Consider the following 21,870-nt stretch of genomic DNA (forward strand, 5'->3'; position numbering starts at 1 on the left):
CTTCTTTCAATGCGGTTCAGTCCTGCGCGATTTCGCTGGCGTGCCAGGAGCCCAGCGACACCTTGGTCAGCCAGGCCATGAGCACGAACAGGAAGACGCCGGCGAGCGAGATCAGCAGCAGCGCGGCGAACATGCGCGGGATGTCGAGCTGGTAGCCGGCCATCAGGATCTGGTAGGCCAGGCCGGTGTTGGTGCCGCCGGTGCCGGCGACGAACTCGGCCACCACGGCACCGATCAGCGCCAGGCCCGAGGAGATGCGCAGGCCGCCGAAGAAGTAGGGCAGCGCGCTGGGGATGCGCAGGCGCCAGAGCATCTGACCGCGCGTGGCGCGGTTCATCTTGAAGTAGCTCTGCAGGTCGGGTCGACGCTGCGCAGGCCCAGCGTGGTGTTGGAGATGATGGGAAACAGGGCCACCAGGGCCGCGCACACCACCAGCGAGGCGGTGGGCTGCTTGACCCAGATGATGATCAGCGGGGCGATGGCCACGATGGGCGTGACCTGCAGCAGCACGGCGTACGGGAACAGCGCGGTCTCGATCAACCGGCTCTGCACGAACAGGAAGGAGATCAGCACGCCGACGACCACGGCCACCACGAAGGACAGCACGGTGATCTTCATGGTGATCACCAGCGAGTTGAAGAGCGTGGACCAGTCCTTGACCAGCGTCTCCATCATCAGGCCGGGCGAGGGCACCAGGTAGGGCGGCAGTTCGAGGCCGACCACCAGGCCGTGCCAGAGCGCGACCAGCACGATGGCGACCAGGGCCGGGTACAGCACGCGCTGCACGCGAGGCTGTTTCAGGAAGGGGGTGTTGACGGTGGGGTTCATGCGTGTGCGCTTTCGGTCGTGTCGCGGCTGGCGCGCAGCAGGCTGTCCTGCAGTTGCTTGGCGTAGTGGCTGAATTCGGTGGAGACCATGAAGTCCGGCGTGCGCGGGTACGGCTGGTCGATCTGGAATTCCTCGACGATGCGGCCCGGGCGCGCGGCCATCATGACGACGCGACTGGAGAGGAACACCGCCTCGTGGATGGAATGGGTGACGAAGACGACGCTGAGGTTCTTCTTCTGCCAGAGTTCGAGCAGGTCGGCGTCGAGCTTGTGGCGGGTGATTTCATCGAGCGCGCCGAAGGGCTCGTCCATGAGCAGCAGCGTGGGCTCGACCACCAGTCCGCGCGCGATCGACACGCGCATCTGCATGCCGCCGGAGAGGGCGCGCGGCAAGGCCTTGGCGAACCTGGACAGGCCCACCAGGGCCAGTGCATCGGCCACGCGGGCGTCGGCCTCGGCGCGCGGCACGCCGGCCAGGTCCAGCGGCAGGCGCACATTGGTCTGCACGCTGGCCCAGGGCATCAGCGTGGGCGACTGGAACACGAAGGCCAGGCGGTGGCCCGACTTCTCCAGCTGGCTGACCCCCTGGCCCCAGAGCTTGAGGCTGCCGCTGCTGGGTTCGAGCAGGCCGGCCACCATTTTCAGCAGCGTGCTCTTGCCGCAGCCCGAGGGGCCGAGCAGCGTGACGAATTCGCCTTCGCGCACCGTCAGGTCCACCGGCTGCAAGGCCACGGTGCCGTTGGGGTAGGTTTTCTGGACGCCCTGGATGTCAATGGCCAGGGTGGCGGACGGTTGGTCAGTCTTCATGGGGTACTTGTGGGTGAAGGCGGGGCGGGCCGATGCGGGCGCGGAGCCCGCATCGGTGCGCGTGGTGCGCGCCCGCCGCGGCGGGCGCACAGCGGTCGTCAGGGCAGGACCTTGGCGTCGCGGGAGATGTCGAAGCGGTAGGCCTGGTCGATGTTGACCTTGGCCGGGTCGATCATCTCGTTCTCGACCAGGAAGGCGTGCGTCTTGAGCAGGCGCTCGCGCGTGATGATGCCGATGCCCTGCTTGGCGGCGTCGCCGCTGGTGATGATGCCCATCTCCTTGAGCTTGCCGATGCCGTAGTTGAGCTGGTCGTCGGTCATGTTGGGGTTGTCCTTCTTGATCAGCGCGTTGGCGGGTGCCGGGTCGGCCAGGTAGCTCTTGTAGCCTTCGGCGGTGGCTTTCACGAAGGCGGCCACGGTCTTCTCGCGTTCCTTCACGGTCTTGTCCATGCAGGAGATCAGGTTGGCGTAGGGCGGGTAGCCCTGGTCGGCCAGCAGGAAGGTGTTGGCCTTCACGCCGGCCTTCTGGATCGCGAACGGCTCGGACGAGAGGAAGCCCATCTGCACGACGTTCTTGTCGGCCACGAAGGGCTGGATGTTGTAGGTGTAGGGCCGCGCCTGCGCGTCGGTGTAGCCGTACTTGCCCTTGAGCCAGGACCACATGCCACGCATCGCCGTGGGCGCGATCAGGATGGTCTTGCCCTTCATGTCCTCGAAGGACTTCACGTCCTCGTGGGCGATCAGCACCTGTGGGTCCTTCTGGAAGATGGCGGCCACGTTGACGATGGGCAGGCCGTTGCCGCGCGCCACCATCATCTGCGTGTCGGTCGCGCCCATGATGCAGTCGGCCTGGCCGGCGGCCATGATCTGGATGATGTTGATCTGCGGGCCGCCCATCTTGATGGTCACGTCCAGCCCGTGCTTCTTGTAGATGCCGTTCGCGATGGCCTGGTAGTAGCCGCCGTGCTCGGCCTGCGCGTACCAGTTGGTCATGAAGGTGAACTTTTCCTGCGCCTGGGCGGCGCTCAGGCTCAGGACGCCCAGGGCGGTGGCGCCGAGGGCTCGGCACAGTCGGGTCAGGGATGCGGAGGAGGACATGGCAGGCCTTTCTGTCGAAGGGTGGGGGTGGGACGGAGGAGCGCGGGAGGGAAACGGAACGGTGGATCGATCAGCCCAGCGTCTGCTGGATGTGACCGGTGAAGTCGCGACGCTCCCAGGTCGGTTCATCGCGAACGACCCAGCGCATGGTGAAGAGTTCGGTGATGGCCTGGACCCAGCTGTTGGCCAAGCTGTCGAGGATGGCTTCGCCCTGTTCGCGCGTGGCGGTGGTGGGGTCGCCGATGACGCCGCTGGGGCCGAAGTCGCGCGCCACCCAGGCGCAGGCCGGTCGGCCATCGGCCGAGAGCGTCTTGGACGGGAAGGGTGGCGGGAAGTACGCGGCCGCGCGCTCCATGTGCACCGTGTCGGGCGCCAGTGCGAGCATCAGCGCGGTTTCCGAATGACCAGCGTGCATGGAGAGCTTGCGTTCTTCGTCGCTGATGAACTTGCCCGAGACGTTGGGCACGCGCGAGACGCCGTAGGGCACGACGACGAAATCGCCATGGCGCAGGCGCAGCTCGCGAGCGGCCATCTCCAGCACCTGCGGCTGGCCACCATGGCCGTTGGCGAACACCAGCTTGCGGAAACCCGAGCGGTAGACCGACTCGCCCAGCTCGATCATGGTCGAGAGCAGGGTGGTGCCGGTGAGCGTCATGGTGCCCGCGAAGTGCAGGTGCTCTTCGGACTTGCCGTAGGTGATGGGGGGCAGGCCGAAGGCGCGGATCTCGGCGGGCAGGCGCTCGAAGGCCTTGCCGATGACGCCCGCGGCGATCACGGTGTCGACCGAGCAGGGCAGGTGCGGCCCGTGCTGTTCGGTGGCCCCCACCGGCAGCACGATGACCGTGTTCTCGCGGTCGGGCAGCGCGGTGATTTCCGTCCAGGCCAGGTAGGGCAGGAAACGGTGCGGGGGGAAGTAGCCGTGCATCATGGGGCGGGTCCTTGTGGGGAGTCAGGGAATGAGGGGGCGGCCGTTGCGCAGCACCACGCGGGGCGTGGTGCGCGAGGGCCAGGCATGGGCGTCCGAGGCGGTGAACACCACGAGGTCGGCATTCGCGCCGTCCAGCGTGGCGCGGGCCAGCGGCTGGCGCTGCAGCCAGTCGGCGCGGCACAGCGCGTCGGACCAGGTGTCGAAAGGGGTGTCGAGCTGGCCGGCCAGCGTGGCGGCCTGCATGGCTTCGAGCGGGTCCAGGCTGCCGACGCGGCAGAACGGGTCCTGCACGTTGTCGCTGGCGAACAGCAGCGGGATGCCGCGCTCGCGCGCTTCCTTCACCAGCATGAGGCCGCGCAGGCGCGGCGTGCGGCCGGTGACGGCGTCCTGCAGCAGCAGGTTGGTGATGGGCAGCGACACCAGTGTGATCGGCGCGCGCGCCACGGCGTCCAGCGTGGCCAGCGCCTGGTCCTCGGGCTGGGCCGCGAGCGCGCAGTTGTGGCCGCAGACCACGCGGCCGGTGAAGCCGATGTCGCGCAGCAGCAGCGCGATGAAGGCCAGGCCTTGCGCGCCGGGATTGAGTTCCTCGTCCACGTGCAGGTCCAGGTCCAGATCGACCGCCTGCGCGGCGTGCACGAGGTGGCGCAGGGCGTTGGCGTCCCAGTTGCTGGAGTGCACGAAACCGCCGAGCAGCGCGTGCGGGCCGGTGGCGGCGACGCGGCGCGCCAGGGCCCGCGCCTCGTCGCGGTCCTGGAACAGGCCGAGCTTGATCAGGGCGACCTGTTCGAGCCGCACGCGGCCGCGCCATTCGGCGGCGAGTTCGGCGGTCACCTCCCACGCCAGGGGCGGGGTGCTGGGGTCCCACCAGTCGATGTGGGTGCGCAGGTGCGTGGTTCCGGCCTCCCAGGCCCATTGCAGGCCGCGCTCGGCGCGCTCGCGCAGGTCGGCGTGGGTCCAGTGGGCGCGGTCGCCGATCACCGCGTCGATCGCGCCGAGCAGGCCGGGCTTCACGGCGCCCATGCGCGGCAGGATGAAGGCCTTGTCCAGGTGCGTGTGCGCATCGACCATCCCGGGCAGCACCGGCGCGCCCTGCACGTCCCAGCCTTGGCCGGTGACCCTGACGGTGCCGGTGATGGGCGAGGTGCGGGTCACACGGCCCTGGGCCAGTTCCAGCAGCGCCAGGGCCGGGCCGGCGCGGTCGGTGGGCCAGTCGGTCGGCAGCAGCCAGCGCGGCAGCCGCGCGTTGGCGATGAAGTCGGGGGCGGCGGGCGGCTGCGGCATGGGGGTGGGGTTCAGAGGTCGAGGGTCAGGGTGGGCGAGTGGCTGCGCGCGCAGCAGATCGCCACGTGCGTGGCGCGCTCGGCCTCGGTCATGCACGCGTCCTGGTGGTCCGGCGTGCCATCGAGGTAGGGCGTGAGGCAGGAGCCGCAGATGCCTTGTTCGCACACGGTGTCCACCGCCACGCCCGCGCCTTGCAGCACGTGGGCGATGCTTTTGCCCGGCGCCACGGGCAGGCGCAGCTGGCGGCGCGCGAGCAGCACCTCGAAACCCGACGTCTGGGCCGGGGCGGCCTGGGGCTGGGTCGGGGCGCTGAAGTACTCGAAGTGCACGCGCTCGGCCGGCCAGCTCTGGCAGGCCTCGCGCACGTGGGTCATGAAGCCCTCGGGCCCACAGAAGTAGACGTGGGAACCGGCCGGCGCCTGGGCGATCACGGAAGAGGGGCGGGTGGGCGACGGCACGCTGTCGAAGTGCACCTGCACGTTGCGCCGCCAGGGTGCGTGGTCGAGCGTGCTGCACAAGGCCAGGTGCTTGGAACTGCGCGCGAACACCGCGAGCGTGAACGGCGCGCCCAGCGCGTGCAGCGCATGCGCCATGGAGACCAGGGGCGTCACGCCGATGCCACCGCCCAGCAGCAGGTGGTGGGCCGCGTTCGGCGCCAGGCGGAACTGGTTGCGCGGCAGGCCGATGCGCAGGATCTCGCCTTCGCGCACCCACATGTGCAGGGCGCGCGAGCCGCCGCGGCCGGTGTCTTCGCGCTTGACCGCGATCTCGTACGACTCCGTGGTGCGCGTCGGATCGCCGCAGAGCGAATAGCTGCGCACCAGGCCGCCGGGCAGGTACACGTCCACGTGCGCGCCGGCCTCGCAGGCCGGCAGGGGCAGGCCGTCGATGCGCTGCAGCACATAGCTGTTGACCTCGTCGGTGTGGCGCACGACGCGGGCGACGCGGATGGTCAGGTCACCGCGTGGCGCGGGGCCGTTCGGGGGGCTGGCATGGACCGGTTGGCCCGCTGGCGTGTTGATCGAACTCAATTTCTGACCATTTAATTTGACTATTTGGTCAGTATAAGAAGAATCATCCCCGGGGAAACCGTGAAAACCCGCAGATTCAGGGAAGGAAGGTGGCGCCGCGTGTCGTTGGCGCCACAGCGCGCTCAGTCGCGCAGCAGGCCGCAGCCGCGCAGGATGAACGGGATGAGCTCGTTCGCCACGGCCTCGCGGTCCAGGGGCCCGCAGATGTGGCGCACCTGCAGCGCGAAATCGGCGTGGTGCTGCGTCATGGCCCAGATGTGCATGAGCAGCAGGTGCGCGTTCATGGGCTTCATCAGACCGCGCGCGATCCAGCCGTTGATGATGCCGACTTCCTTCTGGACCCAGGTGCGGGCGTTGGGCCAGTAGCGCCCCAGGTTGTGCGCCACCGTCCAGGATCTCGCGCGTGAAGATGCGCGAGACCGTGGGCTGGTCGAAGGCATGGTCCAGCTTCTGGCGGATGTAGTGGCTCAGGATGTCGGCCGGCTCGGTCAGGCCGGGCGGTGCGAACTCGATCTTCCAGGCCATCATCACCGAGTCCAGCAGCTCGTTGTAGAGCTCCTCCTTGCCGGTGATGTAGTAGTGCAGCTGGGGCTTGGTCAGGCCGGCGCGCTCGGCGATGGCCTGGGTGGAGGTGCCCTTGAGGCCATGCAGGCTGAACTCCTGGGTGGCCGCTTCCCGGATGGCGGCGAGGATGCGCTGTCGGCTTTCCCGCACCGCACGTGCGGGGCGCGCAAGCGTGGGGGTGGCGGCGCGGGGCTCGCGCCGTGCCGGGGAATCTGCAGCTGTCATGGTCCGGAGTCGCGTGGGCCGGAGCCGGCCACGACGCGCTGAAAAGTGGGATTTCATGATAGCAGGCGCGCCATTCTGGTGCGCGCGGCCAGCCCCTCGCCACGGGCTCAGCCGGGGCGGCGCAGGGCCACCGCCTCGATCTCCACCAGCACGGGGGCAATCAGGCCGGAAATGACGGTCGAACGCGCGGGCGCCGTGGCCGCGGGGAAACGCTCGGCGTAGGCCTCGTTGAAGCCGGGGTAGTCCTTGGCGTTGACCAGCCACACCGTGGTCTTGACCACGTCGGCCAGCGTGCAGCCGGCGCGCTGCAGGATGGCCTCGATCAGGTCCAGGGTGTAGTGGGTCTGGCTCGCGATGTCCTCGCCGGCCGCCTGGCCGTTGCACATGGGCACCTGGCCGGCGACGAAGACCAGCCGGTCCTCGACCACCACCGCGGGCGAGATGGGCTGGACCTTGCCGGCCCGTTCCACGGGCGGCCCGATGTGTTCAATGCCGGGGTTGGGGCTCATGCGGGGATCAGTCGGGTTTGGCACCGGAGGCCTTGACGATGGAGGCCCACTTCTTCGTTTCCGATTCGATGAAGGCCTTGTACTCGGTGGCGCTGCTGCCGCCGAGCTTGAAGCCGCGCGAGACGAAGTACTCCTGGATGTCGGGGCTGGTCAGCGCGGCGTTCACGTCCTTGTTGATCTTTTCGACGATGGCCGCCGGCGTGCCGGGCGGCGCGAACAGGCCTTGCCACGACAGCGCCTCGAAGCCCGGGTAGCCGCTCTCGGCGACGGTGGGCACGTTGGGGAACAGCGGGTGGCGTTCTTTGGATGTGACGGCCAGCGGCACCAGTTTGCCGGCCTGGATCTGCGGCATGACGACCAGCACGTCGCCGAACATCAGGTCGATCTGGCCGCCCATGAGGTCGGTGAGCGCGCCGGCGCTGCCGCGGTACGGGATGTGCAGGAACGACGCCTTGGTGGCGAGCTTGAACATCTCGCCGGTCAGGTGCATCGAGGTGCCGCTGCCGGGCGAGCCGTAGGTGATCGAGGCGGGCTTGGCGCGCGCGGCCGCGATCAGCTCCTGCAGGTTCTTCGCCGGCAGGTTGGGGTTCTTCACGATCAGCAGCGGCGCGCTCACCACGGCCGTGACGGGCGTGAAGCCCTTGACCATGTCGTAGGGCAGGTTGGGGTAGAGCGCGCCGGCGATGCCGTTGCTGCCGGTCACGCCCAGCAGCAGCGTGTGGCCGTCCGGCTCGGACTTGGAGACGTGGTCCGCGCCCACGGTGCCGCCGGCGCCCGCGCGGTTGTCCACCACCACGGTCTGTTTCCAGGTGACGGTGAGTTTCTCGCCGAGCTTGCGCGCGAGCAGGTCGGTGCTGCCGCCGGGCGGGAAGGGCACGACGATGCGCACCAGTTTGCTGGGGTAGGCCTGCGCCGAAGCGAGCGAGGGCGCGAGCGCGGTCACGGCGAGCGTGGCCGCGAGCGCGAAGGTGGTGGTGATGCGGTTCATGGCGAGATCACTTTCATGTGGGTTGGTCTTTCGGTGCCACCAGTGTGTGGTCTGGTGCACCCCAAGCGCCTCCTCCGGCCGTTTCTATGACGAGCCTGTCCCCCGCCGACCACTCGACGCGCGCCCGGGCGGGCAACACGTCGATGCGTCCATCGGCTCTTTCGATGCGGGCGGCCGACGGTGAACCATCGCCACCGCCCTGGCTGCCGCGCGCGCGGCTGACATGGCGTTCGCCCCGGTAGGAGACGCTGCCCTGTCCTTCTAGCAATTGGTATACCCGCCGCACGCCATGGCCGCCCACGAAGCGGCCCACGCCGCCCGAGCCTTCGCGGATCGCGTAGGTGCTCACGCGCAGCGGCGCTTCGGATTCGATCACCTCCACCGGCGTGTTGCGCGCATTGCCCACGTCGGTGGAAATGCCGCTGGTGCCATCGGCCTGCGCGCTCGCGCCCGCGCCGCTGGCGATGATCTCGGTGAGCAGCCAGCGCTGGCCGCCGGCCCCGGTGCCGCCGAGCGAAAGCACCGCTGCGCACGCCCGCGTTCGAGGCCAGCGGCTCGCGCGAGGCGCCGAGCGACCAGGCGCTGAGCATGGCATTGCAGGCCAGCTTGAGCGTGGCGGTGCGCGCGTTCACCGCGGCGGGCAGGCGCGGGTTGACCACGCTGCCTTCGGGCAGCACCCAGGTGGCGGGCGCGAGGCAGCCCGCGTTGTTCGGCGCCTGCGGCGCGAGCGAGCGCATGAAGAACAGGATGGCGGACATCATGCTCGAGGGCGATGCGTTCACCGGCCCGCGCGTCTGCGGCGACGAACCCGTGAAGTCGATCGTGAGCGCGTCGCCGTGCTTGCGCAGGCTCACCGCGATGCGCACCGGGGCGTCGTCGATGCCGTCGCCGTCGAGCTGGTCTTCCCACTGCCAGGCGCCGTCGGGCACCTGGCGCAGGGCGTCGCGCGTCATGCGCTCGGACTGCGCGAGCAGGGCATCGCACACGGCGTTGAAGGCGGGGCCGGTGCGCGCCTGCAGCGCGGCGGTTTCGCGCGCGCCCAGGCTCACGGCGGACCACTGCGCGTTCAGGTCGCCGACCAGGTTGCCCGGTGTGCGGCTGTTGGCGGTGAGCAGGGTCTCGACGTTGCTGTCCACCACGCCGGCCGCGCGCCAGCGCACCGGCGGAATGCGCAGGCCTTCCTGGTGGATGTCGGTGGCGTTCGGCGGGATCGAGCCGGCCGCCATGCCGCCCACGTCCTGGTGGTGCAGGATGGCGGCGGCCAGCGCGATGGTAACGCCCTCGCGGACGATGGGCCGCACCACGATCAGGTCGGGCAGGTGCGTGCCGCCCGACCAGGGATCGTTCATGAGGTAGGCGTCGCCCTCGGCCATCTGCGGCGCGGGAAAACGCTTCAGGACGCCGGCCACGGCGGGGATCAGCGAACCCAGCAGCAGCGGCAGCGAGCGCGCCTGCGCGAGCAGGCGGCCGTCGGGCAGGAAGACGGCGGCGGCGCAGTCGCCGCCCTCGCGCGCGATCGACGAGTAGGCCGCGCGCATCATGCGGCTTTGCATGCGGTCGACGATGCCCTGCAGCGCCAGCCGCACGGGCTCCATCAGGATCAGGTGTTCGTTCATGCGCGCGCCTCCTCGGCCTGCGTCAGCAGCAGGGAGCCGTCGGCCTCCTGCGCCCATTGCCAGCCCGCCGGCACCCACACGGTGGTGGTGGCCGCGAACAGGGCCTGCGGGCCCTGGCCCGTGGCGGCGCAGCCGGCCCACAGCGCGGGGTCGGGCCGCAGGTGGTGGGCGTTGACGCCGGGCTGGGGCACGGCCTGTTCGAACACACCGCGCAGCAGGCCCACCAGCGCGTCGCTGCGCGCGGGCATCTGGCGACGCAGGGCTTCGTAGCGCGCGGCGAAGCGCGCCTGCAGCGCGGGCAGGTTGTCTTCGGGCAGCCAGGCCACTTCCACCGGGCTGCCTTGCCCCCGGTGCAGGATCTCCAGGCTCCAGCGGATGGACGCGCATTCGATGGAGGGATGCAAGTCACCGCGCAAGGCGGTGAGCGCGGCCAGGCCATCGGCATTCAGCGGCAGCGAACAGGCCTTCTCCACCGTCTGCGTGGGCGGCGAGGCCAGCAGGCCCAGCGCGGCGACCACGCCGGCGTGCGCGATCACGCGCACCTGTGACACGCCCGCGAGCTCGGCCACCTCGGCCACGTGCTGGGCGCCACCGCCACCCGCCGCGACGAGCAGGCAGTCGGCGGGGTGGATGTCGCGCTGGAAGGCGCGCATCTTCACGCTCTCGGCCATGGCCGTGGCGGCGGTGGCGACGATGGCTTTCGCCGCGTCGATGGTGGCGATGCCCAGGGGCAACGCGACGTCGCGCGCCACGGCCGCTTCGGCCAGCGCCACGTCCAGCGCCACGCCGCCGGAGAGCTGGCGCGGCAGGCGGCCGAGCAGCAGCAGGGCGTCGGTCAGCGTGGCGTTCGTGCCGCCCAGGCCGTAGGCCGCGGGGCCGGGCCAGGCGCCTTGCGAGCGCGGGCCCAGGCGCAGACCGCCACCGGCGTTCACGCTGGCCAGGCTGCCGCCGCCGATGGAGAGCGATTCCACGTCGGCGCAGCGCAGCCGCAGTGTGAGGTCGCCGCAGAGCAGGGTGTCGGTGAACAGGGGGCGTCCGGTTTCGAGGATGCCGATGTCGGTGCTGGTGCCGCCGACGTCGATGGACATCACCACCTGGGCGGCATCGCTGTCGGGCAGGCTCGCGGCCACGCCCTGCAGCGCGGCGCAGGGGCCGGACATCGCCAGGCCGATGGGGCGCGCCACGGCATCCTGCCAGGGCGCGATGCCGCCTTCGGAGCGCATCAGCGCGGGCGCGGGCAGGCCGCGTTCGGCCAGCGCGCCGCCCAGCGACCGCAGGTACTGCTGCACCATGGGCTTGCTGTAGGCGTCGAAGGCGGTGGCGAGGAAACGCTCGAACTCGCGCGGCTTGGGGTCGACCTCGCTGGAGAGCGAGACCATCAGTTCAGGTTGCGCTTCGAGCAGCCAGGCGCGCACCTGCTGCTCGTGCGCCGGTCGCAGGTGCGAGAACAGCAGGCAGACCGCGACCGAGCGCAGGCCCGAGGCGGCGATGCGGTGGGCCAGGGCGGTGAGCTGTTCGCGGTCCAGCGGCTCGATCTCGTCGCCGTGCGCGTCCACGCGCCCGGCGATCTCGACGCGGTGCGCGGCGGGAAACAGGCGGCGCTCGGGCGTGGGCGGCAGCACGGCGGCGGTGTACAGGTCGCGCCGGTCCTGGCGCGCCAGCGCGAGGATGTCGCGCATGCCGGTGTTGGTGATCACGGCCACCGGGCCGTCGTTCTGCTCCAGCAGCAGGTTGGTGACCACGGTGGAGCCGTGCACGATGCGCGCGACCTGGGTGGGCGCGATGCCGTTTTCATCGAGCATGCGCTGCACGGCCTGCAGGATCGGCTGCACCAGCTGGCCCGCTTCGCGCGGGTGCTTGAGGCTGCGCAGTGTGCCGTCCGAGGCGCAGGCCACCACGTCGATGAAGGTGCCACCCATGTCGATGCCGATGGCCCAGCTCGGTGTGCTCATGCCGGCCTTTCAGCGGAAGCGCCGCGCGCTGAACGGCGACAGGTCCACCTGCGTGGCGCGGCCCGCCACCAGGTGGGCCACCTCGCGGCCGGTGCTGGCGCCCATGCACATGCCCATGTGGCCGTGGCCGAAGGCGAGCCAGGCGTTGTCGGCGTCGCGGCTGCGGTCGATCACCGGCAGGCTGTCGGGCATGCAGGGGCGGTGGCCCATCCACTGCGTCACTTCCGAGGTGTCCAGGTGCGGGAACAGCAGCTGGCCCTGGCGCAGCAGCGCCTGAGCGCGCTCGTAGTTGGGCGCGCGCTTGAGGCCGGCGAATTCCACCGTGCCGGCCAGCCGCAGGCCCATGGCCATGGGGTTGACCATGATGTTGTTCTCCGAGGCCATCACGGTGTGGCGCAGCTTCAGATTGGAGCTGCGCACGGTCACGTGGTAGCCGCGCTGGGTTTCGAGTGGCACGCGGTCGCCGAGCTGTTTCGCGAGCTGGCCGGACCAGGCGCCGGCGGCCACCACCACGCCATCGACCGCGAGCGGTTCGCCGCGGTCCATGCGCAGGCCGGAGACGCGCCGGCCTTCGCGTTCGAAGCCGGTGACCGAGCGGTGGTCGTGGCGGGCGCCGTCGCGCACGCTTTGCGCGACCAGGGCCTTGACCAGTTGCGAGGGGTCCAGCGTGGAGCCGTTGTCGGGCGCGAGGATGCCGAAGCGGAAGCGCCCCTTCAGGTCGGGTTCGAGTTCTTCCAGCTCATCGCGCTCGACGTTGACGAGGTTCACGCCGAGGGACTTGCGCAGGGCCATGCCCCACTTCCACTGGTCGGCGGCCTCGCGCGAGGAGTAGACGTACAGGCAACCGCTGCGGCGCACCAGGGCGTTCGCGTCGGCGTGGTCGAGCAGGGGGCCGTAGCAGTCGAAGATCGGGCGCAGCAGGGTCTGCAGCGCGGTGGCGATGCGCGTGACCTCCTGCGGCGTGGAGTGCTGCAGCATGCGCAGCAGCCAGGGCATCACGCGCGGCAGGTAGGTGGTGCGGATGGTCAGCGGGCCCAGCGGGTCGAGCAGCCAGCTGGGCACTTTCTTCCACATGTTGGGCATGCCCACCGGCAGGCAGGCGCTGGGCGAGAGGGAGCCGGCGTTGCCGAACGAACAGGCTTCGCCCGGTTCCAGCGGATCGACGAAGGTGATCTGGTGGCCGTCGCGCTGCAGCCAGGCGGCTGTGCAGGCGCCGACGATGCCTGTGCCTACAACGGCGATATGCATGGGATCAACGGATTCTTGTGAGGGGGAGGGGTGGGGTGTCTCGCGGCATTCTATGAACCGTGCGATGCATCAAACAAGCGAATTCTTTTGATACATTCATCATGAAATCTGATGATGGTGCATGCACGCCCGCGGGCACCGCTTCTGAACCAGATGGGTGCACGCGATGAACATCAGCTTGAGACAGATGCGGGCCTTCGCGGCCGTGACGCAAAGCGGCAGCTTCACCGGCGCGGCGCGCCAGCTCAGCCTCACGCAGTCGGCGGTGAGCATGCTGGTCCAGCAGCTGGAGCAGGAGCTGCACCTGCAGCTGTTCGACCGCAGCCGCACGGCCATCACGCTCACCGAGGCCGGCAAGAACCTGCTGCCGCTGGCGCAGCGCATCCTGGAGGACGTGCGCCAGGTGGTCGAGGGCGCTTCCGAAATCCGCGCCTTGCGCCGGGGCTTCCTGCGCGTGTCCACCTCGCAGATGATGGCCTGCACCTGGGTGGCCTCGGTGCTCACCGAGTTCGGCCAGCAGCACCCCGGCATCAGCCTGCGCCTGAAGGACGCGGTGGCCGACGACGTGGTGGACACCGTGCGCCACGGGGCGGTGGAGCTGGGCATCGGCCCCGAGCGCCTGACGGGCGAGGACGTGACGCGCAGCTTCCTCATGAACGTACCGATCCGCCTGGTGTGCCCGAAGGGGCACCCGGCCTACGAGCGCGCCAGCGTGTCGTGGAAAGAGCTGCGCGACGAGCGCTGGATCAGTTACTCCCACGAGTTCGGCCGCCACGTGGAGCGCGCGCTGCACACGCACGGCCACGACTTCTCGCTGGACACGGCGAGCGACGTGGGCTTTCTCACCACGGCGATGGCGCTGGCCGGCCACGGCATGGGCGTGCTGCTCGCACCGGAGTACGCGCGCTCGTTCGCCGACAACTTCGGCGTGCGCTTCGTGCCGCTGCGCGCGCCGGCGATCCAGCGCGAGTACTTCGTGTACCAGCGCAAGGGGCAGTCGCTGTCGCCGGCGGCGGCCACTTTTCTCGATCTGTTGCGGCAGCGCGGTGGGGGCGCCCGGCGCGCGGGCAAGGGGGCTCAGGGCTGAATCAGTCCGGCTTGCGGGCGGCGGCAGCAGCGGCTGCGCGCAGCTTGTCCTTCTTGCTCGGCCGTTTGCCCTTGATGCCACCGTCGCCCGGCGAAGGCGGTGGCGCGGTTTCGGTGGGCTCGAAACCGGGCAGGACCTCGAGCGGCAGGGAGAGGCCCTGGCGTTTCTCGATCAGGCGCCAGTGGGCTTCGGTGGTCGGGCTCACGAAGCTCACCGCCAGGCCGCTCGCACCGGCGCGGCCGGTGCGGCCGATGCGGTGCACGTAGTCCACCGCCGAGCGCGGCAGGTCGTAGTTCACCACCACCGGCAGTTGCTCGATGTCGATGCCGCGCGCGGCCAGGTCGGTGGTGACCACCACGTCCCAGCGTTTTTCCTTGAACTCGCCCAGCGCCTGCTGGCGCGCGCCCTGGCTCAGGCCGCCGTGGAAGGAGGTGGCGTACAGGTCACCGTGGTGCAGCTTGGCGGCCACGCGCTCGGCCGCGTACTGCGTGACCACGAACACCAGCACGCGCTGCCAGCCCTGGTCCTTGATGAGCTGGCGCAGCAACTGCGTGCGGCGCGTGCTGTCGACCAGAAAGGCCTGCTGCAGGATCACCGCGGCCTCGGCCGGCGCGGCGGGCACGTCGATGCGCAAGGGGTCGTGCAGCAGCGCGTCGGCCAGTGCCTGCACCGGCGAGGGGAAGGTGGCCGAGAAGAAGAGGTTCTGCCGCTGGACGGGCAGCAAGGCGAGCACGCGCGCGAGTTCGTCGGCGAAGCCCAGGTCCAGCAGGCGGTCGGCTTCGTCGAGCACCAGCAGCTCCACGGCCGACAGGCGCAGCGCGTTGTGTTCCACCAGGTCGAGCAGGCGCCCGGGCGTGGCGACCACCACGTCGGCGCCGCCGCGCAGCGCCATCATCTGCGGGTTGATCGACACGCCGCCGAACACCACGGCCACCTTGGGCGGGCGCGGCAGATGCTGCGCCAGCGCGCGCACCACCTCGCCGGCCTGCGCCGCGAGTTCGCGCGTGGGCACGACCACCAGCGCGCGCACGCGGCGCGGCGAATGGGTGGCGGCCTGGGTGAGCCGTTGCAGCAGGGGCAGGGCGTAGGCCGCGGTCTTGCCGGAGCCGGTCTGCGCGGTGGCGAGCAGGTCATGGCCGGCCAGCACGGCCGGAATGGCTTCACGCTGGATCGGGGTGGGCGTGGTGAAACCGAGTTCGGCGGCGGCTTGGGCGAGGGCGGGCGCGAGGCCCAGGGCGGTGAATGGCATGGATCGGGGCAGTGTACCGGCCCGGGTAGGATGCGGCCCCATGAAGAACAAGCTTTCGACCGGTGGCCTGGTCTACTCCACCGATGCGGGCCGCATGTGCCCCGACTGCCGCCAGCCGGTGGCGCAATGCGTGTGCAAGCAACGGGCCAGCGCCGTGCCGGCGGGCGATGGCGTGGTGCGCGTCTCGCGCGAGACCAAGGGCCGGGGTGGCAAGGGGGTCACGCTGGTCAAGGGTCTGGCGCTGGACGCGGTGGCTTTGGCCGCGCTGGGCAAGCAGCTCAAGGCGGCCTGCGGAACCGGTGGCACGGTGAAGGACGGCGTGATCGAGATCCAGGGCGATCACATCGAGAAGGTGATGGCCGCGCTGAAATCCCAGGGTCACGCCGTCAAACGCGTGGGCGGCTGAGGCCCGGGCTCAGAACAGCCGCGCCCACCACAGCCGAAGCCGCATGCCGATCTCGCTGGTGTAGCCGGCCGTGGGCGTGCGCAGCCGGCCCTGGGCATCCACCACCACGAAGGCCGGCACGGCCTTGAAGCCGAGCTGGCGGGCGATCTCGCCGCGCGGATCGATCGCCGTGGCCCAGGGCAACTGCCGCTGCGCCAGCACGCGGGCCACGGGGCCGGCCTGACCGGATTGCATGGCGATGGTGAGCACCGGCCAGTCCGCCGAGAGCCGGGTCACGCTGTGTTCTTCCGTGCGGCAGATGGGGCACCACTCTGCCCACACGTGCAGGGCCACGGGCTGGCCGGGGTGGTCAGCGCGCCATTGCGCCAGGGTCGTGCGGCGCTCGCTGCCGTCGGGCTGAACCAGGGTGAGGGCCAGATCGGGCGCGGGGCCGCGCGGCACATCGCGCGTCTGCCAGGCCTGCACGCCCAGCAGCACCGCGAGCACCAGGCCCAGGGTGACGAGGTGGCTTTTCCACCGCCGGCGCAGCGACTGCGCGAAGCGGGCAAGGCGTGACGTCATGGGCATCAGCGTGTTCAGCGCAGGACTTCGAGCAGGCGGTCGAGCCCGCCTTCGTTGATGGCCACCATGGCCTGCGCGCGCACGGCGGGTTTGGCGTGGTACGCCACCGAGAGGCCGGCCACGCCCATCATGGGCAGGTCGTTGGCGCCGTCGCCCATGGCGATGCACTGCGAGGGCTCGATGCCCAGCAGCGACGCCACTTCGAGCAGCGTGCGGCGTTTCTCGGCACCGTCGCAGATGTCGCCCCAGGGCTGGTCCACCATGTAACCCGTGAGCTGGCCGCAGTTCGGGCCGCTTTCCACTTCGAGCACGTTGGCGCGCGTGAAGTCGATGCCCAGCGTCTGGCGCACGCGCTCGCTGAAGAAGGTGAAACCGCCCGAGACCAGCAGCACCTTCAAGCCGGCGGCCTTGCAGGCGCGCACCAGCTCGGCCGCGCCGGGGTTGATGCGCAGGCGCTCGGTGTAGATCTGCTCCATGTCGGCGATGGTCACGCCGCGCAGCAGCGCCACGCGCTTGCGCAGGCTGTCCTTGTAGTCGGTGATCTCGCCGCGCATGGCGGCCTCGGTGATGGCGGCCACCTCGGCCTTCTTGCCCACGGCGTCGGCGATCTCGTCCACGCACTCGATGCTGATGAGCGTGGAGTCCATGTCGAAGGCGATGAGCTTGAAGTCGCTGAGTTTGAGCGGAGGGGTGAAGCCCTGGACGGTGAGGCCGGGGGCGAATTCGGTGGCGGTGGCGGGAGCTTGTGTCATGGCCGGGATTATCCCAGCCATGCACAAGCCCTTACTGTGGCGTGAGGCCGGCGGCCTTGACCAGTTCGGCGTGCAGCTTGATGTCGGCCGAGATGATGCGCTGCAATTCTTCCGGCGTGCTGGGGGCCACCTCGATGCCGCTGGCTGCCAGCTTGGCCTTGAATTCGGCGTCCATGGCGGTGTTCACCGCGCGGTTGAGCTGGTCGATGATGGGGCGCGGGGTCTTGGCGGGCGCCAGGATGGCGACCCAGGCCGAGAGGTTGAGGTTCGCCAGACCGCCTTCGGCCATGGTGGGCACGTCCGGCAGGACGGGCGAGCGTTGGGGGCTCATCAGGCCCAGCGCATGGAGCTTGCCGGCCTGGATGTGCGGCAGGGCCTCGGGCAGCACGGCGAACATCGCGTCCACGTTGCCGGCGAGGGTGTCGTTGACCGCGAGCGCGCCGCCCTTGTAGGGCACATGCAGCATGCGGGCCTGGCTGCGGGTCTCGAACATCAGCCCACCCAGGTGCTGCGGGCTGCCGTCGCCCGACGAGGCGTAGCTGATCTTGCCCGGCGCGGCCTTGGCGGCGGCGAGGAAGGCGGCGGCGGTCGGGTACTTCTGCCTGTCCTTGACCACCAGCACCATGGGCTGGTTCACCAGCCGCGAGATCGGCATGAAGTCGGCCTCGGGGTCGTAGGGCAGGGTCTTGAAGATGCTCTTGTTCGTGGTCAGGAAGGAGGCGGGCGACACGGTGAGGGTGTAGCCGTCGGCCGCGGCCCTGGCAACCGCCGGCATGCCGATCTGGCCCGAGCCGCCCGCGCGGTTCTCGATCACGAAGGGCTGGCCGAACTGGGCGTTGAGCTTCTGGCCCAGCATGCGCGCGATCATGTCGGCGCTGCCGCCGGCCGGCAGGCCGACGATGACCTTCACCACGTGGTCCGGGTAGCTGCCCTGCGCCAGCGTGGGGCCAGAGAGGGCGAGCGCAAGAAGGGCGCTGGCGATGTGCAGCGCGGTGCGTCGGGTCGGCATGGTGGGCTCCGTATCGGTGTGTTTGTGCGGTGAAAGGGACAGGGCCACCAGGGAAGGCTGCGCATGCCGTTTTACGCAAAAACCATGCCGTTGGGTATCGGGCCCGGCCCACCCTCGGTGGGGACCTACGGGGCCGGCGCGGGGGTCTTCGCCTGCAGCGGCTGGCCCAGGCTGCGCAGCACGTCGCGCACCAGCTGCACGCGGTCCTTCACCTCGGGCAGGGCGCGCTCGATGCGCAGCTTGTCGTTGCCGGCGAGCTTGATGTGGCGGTTCTTCTGGATCAGTTCGATGATGCGCATCGGCTCGAACGGCGGGTTGGCGCGGAAGGTGATGTTCGTCACGCCCGGTGCCGCATCGACCTTGACGACACCGTAGGGCGTGCTGATGCAGCGCAGGCGGTGCACGTCGATCAGCGTCTGCGCCTGGGGTGGCAGCTTGCCGAAGCGGTCCACGATTTCCTCGAGCAGCGCATCGACTTGGTCGGTGTTCTTCGCGGTGGCCAGCTTCTTGTAGAACGACAGGCGCAGGTGCACGTCGCCGCAGTAGTCGTTGGGCAGCAAGGCCGGGGCGTGCAGGTTGATGTCGGTGGTGACCGACAGCGGCGAGAGCAGGTCGGGCTCGCGCCCGGCCTTGAGCGAGCTCACCGCTTCGGACAGCATCTCGTTGTAGAGCTGGAAGCCCACCTCCAGCATGTTGCCGCTCTGGTTCTCGCCCAGCACCTCGCCCGCGCCGCGGATCTCCAGGTCGTGCATCGCCAGGTAGAAGCCGCTGCCAAGTTCCTCCATCTGCTGGATCGCGTCCAGTCGCTGCGCCGCCTGCTTGGTCAGGCCTTCGATGTCGGGGACCATGAGGTAGGCGTAGGCCTGGTGGTGGCTGCGGCCCACGCGGCCGCGCAGCTGGTGCAGCTGTGCCAGGCCGAACTTGTCGGCGCGGCTCATCACGATGGTGTTGGCCGTGGGCACGTCGATGCCGGTCTCGATGATGGTGGAGCACAGCAGCACGTTGAAGCGCTGCGCCACGAAGTCGCGCATCACGCGCTCCAGGTCGCGTTCGGGCATCTGGCCGTGCGCGATGGCGATGCGCGCCTCGGGCAATATCTCCTCCAGCTTCTGGCGCCGGTTCTCGATGGTCTCGACCTCGTTGTGCAGGAAGTAGACCTGCCCGCCGCGCTTGAGTTCGCGCAGCACGGCCTCGCGGATCACGCCGTTGCCCTCGTTGCGCACGAAGGTCTTGATGGCCAGGCGGCGCTGCGGCGCGGTGGCGATCACGGAGAGATCGCGCAGGCCTTCGAGCGCCATGCCCAGCGTGCGCGGGATCGGCGTGGCGGTGAGCGTGAGCACGTCGACCTCGGCGCGCAAGGCCTTCATCGCCTCCTTGTGGCGCACGCCGAAGCGGTGTTCCTCGTCGATGATGAGCAGGCCCAGGTCCTTGAACTTCACGCTTTCGCTGAGCAGCTTGTGCGTGCCGACCACGATGTCCACCGAGCCGTCGGCCAGGCCCTTGGCGGCGGCGGTGATTTCCTTGGCCGAGCGGAAGCGGCTCATCTCGGCCACCTTCACCGGCCACTTGGAGAAGCGGTCGGACAGGGTCTGGAAGTGCTGTTCGGCCAGCAGCGTGGTGGGCGCGAGGAAGGCCACCTGGCGCCCACCGGTGACGGCCACGAAGGCGGCGCGCAGGGCGACCTCGGTCTTGCCGAAGCCCACGTCGCCGCAGACCAGGCGGTCCATGGGGCGCGGGCTGATCATGTCCTGGATCACGGCGTGGATGGCGCCACGCTGGTCGGCGGTCTCCTCGAAGCCGAAGTCGTTGGCGAACACCTCGTAGTCCTGCGCCGAGTAGCGGAACGCATGGCCCTGGCGCGCGGCGCGGCGGGCGTAGATGTTGAGCAGCTCGGCGGCGGCGTCGCGCACCTGCTCGGCCGCCTTGCGCTTGGCCTTTTCCCACTGGCCGCTGCCCAGCTTGTGCAGCGGCGCCTCGTCGGCGCTCACGCCGGTGTAGCGGCCGATCAGCTGCAACTGGCTCACCGGCACATAGAGCACGGCCTTGTCGGCGTACTCCAGGTGCAGGAATTCCTGCAGCGCGGGGCTGCCGTCGGGGTTTTTCTCCCCCATGTCCATGTTCACCAGGCCGCGGTAGCGGCCGATGCCGTGCGCGTTGTGCACCACGGGGTCGCCCAGGTTGAGCTCGGACAGGTCCTTGATCAGCGCGTCGACGTCGCTGACCTGTTCCTGCTTCTTGCGCCGGCGCGTGGTGGGGCCGGCGGCGAAGAGCTCGGTCTCGGTGACGAAGTCGATGCCGTCGTCCAGCCAGGAGAAGCCGACCGCGAGCGCGGCGGTGGCGATGCCGGTCTTTTCTTCGCTGGCCTGGAACTCGGCGAGCGAGTCGAAGGCCGGCGGGTGGACGCCGCTGGCGCGCAGGAAGTCCAGCAGGCTCTCGCGCCGGCCATCGCTTTCGGCCAGCAGCAGCACGCGGTGCGCGGTGTTGCGGATGTGGGCCTGCAGGCGCGAGAGCGGGTCTTCGGCGCCGCGCACCACGGACAGGTCGCCCAGCTTCTGCACGTGCGCGCCGTGTTCGATCTCCTGCTGCGCCGGGCGCACCACGTACTGCGCGTGCTGGTTGGCGCGGGTGTAGAACTGCTCGGTGCCCAGGAACAGGGCTTCGGGCGGCAGCACCGGCCGCTCGGTGTCGCCGCGCAGCAGGCGGTGGCGGTCCTTGGTGTCCTGCCAGAAGCGCTGGAAGGCGGGCTCCAGGTCGCCATGCAGCACCACGGTCGCGTCCGCGCCGAGGTAGTCGAACACGGTGGCGGTGTCGTCGAAGAACAGCGGCAGGTAGTACTCGATGCCGGCGGTGCGCAACGCCGTTGCCGATGTCCTTGTAGATGCGGCTCTTGGTCGGGTCGCCTTCGAGCAGCTCGCGCCAGCGGCTGCGGAATTTGGCGCGCGCCGCGTCGTCCATCGGGAACTCGCGCCCGGGCAGCAGCCGCACCTCGTTCACCGGGTAGAGGCTGCGCTGGCTGTCGGGGTCGAAGGTGCGGATGCTGTCGATCTCGTCGTCGAACAGGTCCACCCGGTAGGGCACCAGGCTGCCCATGGGGAAGAGGTCGATCAGGCCGCCGCGCACCGCGTACTCGCCGGGGCTCACGACCTGCGTCACGTGCTGGTAACCCGCCAGGGTCAGCTGGCCCTTGAGCCTGGCTTCGTCGAGCTTCTGCTTGACCTTGAAGTGGAAGGTGTAGCCGGCCAGAAAGGACGGCGGCGCGAGCCGGTACAGCGCGGTGGTGGCGGGGACGAGCACCACGTCGGCGCCGGTGTCCTTGTCGCGCTGCGAGATGCGCCAGAGCGTCGCCAAGCGTTCGCTGATCAGGTCCTGGTGCGGCGAGAAGGTGTCGTAGGGCAGCGTTTCCCAGTCGGGGAAGAGGGCGCAGCGCAGGCCGGGCGCGAAGAACGCCATCTCGTCGATCAGCCGCTGCGCGTCGTTGGCGTCGGCGGTGACGATGGCGGTGAGTCGGCCGGCGGCTTTTTCGCGCTCGCCCAGCTGGGCCAGCATCAGGGCATCGGCCGAGCCGCCGGGATGCGGCACGGTGTGGCGTTTGCCGGGGGTGAGTTTGGGCAAGTCCATGGGAGATGGAGGGGCGTGCGGGGTGGACTTGAGTGCGTGGTGGGCCAATGCGGCCATGACGAACACCCCCGACCGGGAGGGCGGGGGTGTGAGGGCTGATTTTAGAATGCAGGCA

General features: G+C 69.9%; 17 protein-coding genes and 4 pseudogenes. 2 read left to right on the forward strand and 19 right to left on the reverse strand.

Going from position 1 to position 21,870, the window contains the following annotated elements:
* Nucleotides 1-16 precede the first annotated feature (16 nt).
* From ACFJI0_RS08780 to ACFJI0_RS08845, 14 genes and pseudogenes are all read right to left on the reverse strand, one after another.
* A pseudogene (locus tag ACFJI0_RS08780) lies at nt 17-828 on the reverse strand (ABC transporter permease).
* The gene (locus tag ACFJI0_RS08785; RefSeq protein ID WP_382158542.1) at nt 825-1,634 is read right to left on the reverse strand and encodes an ABC transporter ATP-binding protein; all 810 of its coding nucleotides are present in this window, start codon (nt 1,632-1,634) and stop codon (nt 825-827) included. The pseudogene ACFJI0_RS08780 and the gene ACFJI0_RS08785 overlap by 4 nt, the downstream one beginning before the upstream one ends.
* Nucleotides 1,635-1,732: 98 nt before the next feature.
* The gene (locus ACFJI0_RS08790; protein ID WP_382158540.1) at nt 1,733-2,731 is read right to left on the reverse strand and encodes an ABC transporter substrate-binding protein; all 999 of its coding nucleotides are present in this window, start codon (nt 2,729-2,731) and stop codon (nt 1,733-1,735) included.
* 70 nt (nt 2,732-2,801) lie between these two features.
* Nucleotides 2,802-3,659, reverse strand: coding sequence for a creatininase family protein (locus ACFJI0_RS08795; RefSeq protein WP_382324347.1), 858 nt, complete (start codon nt 3,657-3,659; stop codon nt 2,802-2,804).
* A gap of 21 nt (nt 3,660-3,680) precedes the next feature.
* Nucleotides 3,681-4,940, reverse strand: coding sequence for an amidohydrolase family protein (locus tag ACFJI0_RS08800; RefSeq protein WP_382324349.1), 1,260 nt, complete (start codon nt 4,938-4,940; stop codon nt 3,681-3,683).
* Between the two features lie 11 nt (nt 4,941-4,951).
* Nucleotides 4,952-5,971: a PDR/VanB family oxidoreductase gene (locus tag ACFJI0_RS08805; RefSeq protein ID WP_382325580.1), complete on the reverse strand. Its 1,020-nt coding sequence runs from the start codon at nt 5,969-5,971 to the stop codon at nt 4,952-4,954.
* 122 nt (nt 5,972-6,093) lie between these two features.
* The gene (locus ACFJI0_RS08810; protein ID WP_382325582.1) at nt 6,094-6,357 is read right to left on the reverse strand and encodes a TetR family transcriptional regulator C-terminal domain-containing protein; all 264 of its coding nucleotides are present in this window, start codon (nt 6,355-6,357) and stop codon (nt 6,094-6,096) included.
* A gap of 43 nt (nt 6,358-6,400) precedes the next feature.
* A pseudogene (locus tag ACFJI0_RS08815) lies at nt 6,401-6,817 on the reverse strand (TetR family transcriptional regulator); the annotation flags it as partial.
* A gap of 50 nt (nt 6,818-6,867) precedes the next feature.
* Nucleotides 6,868-7,269 (reverse strand): RidA family protein, encoded by a 402-nt coding sequence (locus ACFJI0_RS08820; protein ID WP_382324351.1) that lies wholly within the window; start codon nt 7,267-7,269, stop codon nt 6,868-6,870.
* A gap of 7 nt (nt 7,270-7,276) precedes the next feature.
* Nucleotides 7,277-8,257: a Bug family tripartite tricarboxylate transporter substrate binding protein gene (locus ACFJI0_RS08825; protein ID WP_382158532.1), complete on the reverse strand. Its 981-nt coding sequence runs from the start codon at nt 8,255-8,257 to the stop codon at nt 7,277-7,279.
* 13 nt (nt 8,258-8,270) lie between these two features.
* On the reverse strand, nt 8,271-8,852 hold the full coding sequence (locus ACFJI0_RS08830; RefSeq protein ID WP_382325584.1) for a hydantoinase B/oxoprolinase family protein: 582 nt from the start codon (nt 8,850-8,852) through the stop codon (nt 8,271-8,273).
* Nucleotides 8,836-9,930 (reverse strand): annotated as a pseudogene (locus ACFJI0_RS08835) (hydantoinase B/oxoprolinase family protein); the annotation flags it as partial. The pseudogene ACFJI0_RS08835 and the gene ACFJI0_RS08830, both read right to left, overlap by 17 nt.
* Nucleotides 9,870-11,825 carry a hydantoinase/oxoprolinase family protein gene (locus ACFJI0_RS08840; RefSeq protein WP_382324353.1) on the reverse strand — a complete coding sequence of 652 codons (1,956 nt, stop codon included), beginning with the start codon at nt 11,823-11,825 and terminating at the stop codon, nt 9,870-9,872. The pseudogene ACFJI0_RS08835 and the gene ACFJI0_RS08840, both read right to left, overlap by 61 nt.
* A gap of 9 nt (nt 11,826-11,834) precedes the next feature.
* Nucleotides 11,835-13,073 carry an NAD(P)/FAD-dependent oxidoreductase gene (locus tag ACFJI0_RS08845; protein WP_382324355.1) on the reverse strand — a complete coding sequence of 413 codons (1,239 nt, stop codon included), beginning with the start codon at nt 13,071-13,073 and terminating at the stop codon, nt 11,835-11,837.
* 166 nt (nt 13,074-13,239) lie between these two features.
* On the opposite strand from ACFJI0_RS08845, the gene ACFJI0_RS08850 reads away from it, so the two are divergent.
* A complete protein-coding gene (locus tag ACFJI0_RS08850) occupies nt 13,240-14,160 on the forward strand; it encodes a LysR family transcriptional regulator (RefSeq protein ID WP_382324357.1) in 921 nt (306 codons plus the stop codon).
* Between the two features lies 1 nt (nt 14,161).
* Here the strand turns inward: ACFJI0_RS08850 and ACFJI0_RS08855 are convergent, their stop codons facing one another.
* Entirely contained in the window at nt 14,162-15,409 is a 1,248-nt protein-coding gene (locus ACFJI0_RS08855; RefSeq protein ID WP_382324359.1) for a DEAD/DEAH box helicase, read from the reverse strand.
* A 40-nt stretch (nt 15,410-15,449) separates the two neighbouring features.
* On the opposite strand from ACFJI0_RS08855, the gene ACFJI0_RS08860 reads away from it, so the two are divergent.
* Nucleotides 15,450-15,815, forward strand: a complete 366-nt coding sequence (locus tag ACFJI0_RS08860; protein ID WP_382324361.1) for a translation initiation factor Sui1 — start codon at nt 15,450-15,452, stop codon at nt 15,813-15,815.
* A gap of 9 nt (nt 15,816-15,824) precedes the next feature.
* Here ACFJI0_RS08860 and ACFJI0_RS08865 read toward each other — a convergent pair whose 3' ends face one another.
* The 4 genes and pseudogenes from ACFJI0_RS08865 to mfd form a co-directional block, all read right to left on the reverse strand.
* The gene (locus ACFJI0_RS08865; protein WP_382158518.1) at nt 15,825-16,376 is read right to left on the reverse strand and encodes a redoxin domain-containing protein; all 552 of its coding nucleotides are present in this window, start codon (nt 16,374-16,376) and stop codon (nt 15,825-15,827) included.
* 14 nt (nt 16,377-16,390) lie between these two features.
* Nucleotides 16,391-17,128, reverse strand: a complete 738-nt coding sequence (serB, locus tag ACFJI0_RS08870; protein WP_382158516.1) for a phosphoserine phosphatase SerB — start codon at nt 17,126-17,128, stop codon at nt 16,391-16,393.
* A gap of 31 nt (nt 17,129-17,159) precedes the next feature.
* Nucleotides 17,160-18,137, reverse strand: coding sequence for a Bug family tripartite tricarboxylate transporter substrate binding protein (locus ACFJI0_RS08875; protein ID WP_382324363.1), 978 nt, complete (start codon nt 18,135-18,137; stop codon nt 17,160-17,162).
* 125 nt (nt 18,138-18,262) lie between these two features.
* Nucleotides 18,263-21,755 (reverse strand): annotated as a pseudogene (gene mfd / locus ACFJI0_RS08880) (transcription-repair coupling factor).
* Nucleotides 21,756-21,870 lie beyond the last annotated feature (115 nt).

Source organism: Hydrogenophaga sp. UC242_53, from assembly GCF_042696965.1.
Lineage (GTDB): Bacteria > Pseudomonadota > Gammaproteobacteria > Burkholderiales > Burkholderiaceae_C > Hydrogenophaga.